The organism is Candidatus Agathobaculum pullicola, assembly GCF_052117205.1.
Taxonomy (GTDB): domain Bacteria; phylum Bacillota; class Clostridia; order Oscillospirales; family Butyricicoccaceae; genus Agathobaculum; species Agathobaculum pullicola.
This window is the reverse complement of sequence record NZ_JBQKJP010000118.1, coordinates 1-699: the sequence shown is the minus strand read 5'-3', so window position 1 is coordinate 699 and position 699 is coordinate 1. Positions and strand designations below refer to the sequence as shown.

2 protein-coding genes and 1 pseudogene are annotated in these 699 nt (G+C 47.2%); all 3 read left to right on the top strand.

Annotation, left to right across the window (positions count from 1 at the left end; all coding sequences use genetic code 11):
- Positions 1 to 147, top strand: a pseudogene (locus tag ACTQ3V_RS15670) (MobV family relaxase); the annotation flags it as partial.
- Positions 131 to 340 (top strand): hypothetical protein, encoded by a 210-nt coding sequence (locus tag ACTQ3V_RS15665; RefSeq protein WP_441468301.1) that lies wholly within the window; start codon positions 131 to 133, stop codon positions 338 to 340. The pseudogene ACTQ3V_RS15670 and the gene ACTQ3V_RS15665, both read left to right, overlap by 17 nt.
- A gap of 94 nt (positions 341 to 434) precedes the next feature.
- On the top strand, positions 435 to 699 hold a 265-nt coding region (locus ACTQ3V_RS15660), incomplete at its 3' end, for a recombinase family protein (protein ID WP_441468300.1).

Genomic DNA, 699 nt, shown 5'->3' with positions numbered 1-699 from the left:
GCCAGCGAAAAAAGCAAGATGAAAGATACGATGGAACGGGCAAAGCTGAAAAGCGAACTGGACGATTTACAACGGCTGGTTGACCGTATCCCGCCGGAAGTGCTGGCGGAGTTGAAACGGGGGCGGCATTATGGAAAGGAAAGGTGATTTTATAAGTATCAGATACAAAAAGGAAACAGAGGTCGTAACTTTTCAAGGAAAGGAAATCACGCTGGAAAATCTCTCCCCGGTGTTCACGCCGGAGCAGGAAGCGGCAAAACGCCGGGAGCTGGAACAGCAGCTTTATGAGGTGTTCCGCAAGTATGCCGACAAACGGCAGAGTGAGGAAGCCGGGGCGTAAGGTTTTCCGAAGCCATCGTTGATTTGCGGGGCTGCTGGCGGTATAATAAAACTGTCAGCAGCTCCGTTTCTTTTTTAAGAAAAGGAGCGACAATATGAATAATCGAATAGACGCGATCTATGCAAGACAATCGGTAGACAAAAAGGACAGCATTTCCATTGAAAGCCAGATTGAGTTTTGCAAATATGAATTGAAAGGCGGGAACTGTAAAGAGTACAAAGACAAAGGGTATTCCGGGAAAAATACGGAGCGTCCAGAGTTTCAGCAGCTTATGCGTGATATTGAAAGCGGCCTTGTGCGGAAAGTAGTTGTCTACAAACTTGACCGTATCAGCCGTTCCATACTGGACTTTGCGAAGA

What these genes read in the sequence shown, in the direction of transcription:
- ACTQ3V_RS15665 (WP_441468301.1), top strand. Translation starts at nt 131, where the DNA reads ATGGAAAGGAAAGGTGATTTTATAAGTATCAGATACAAAAAGGAAACA.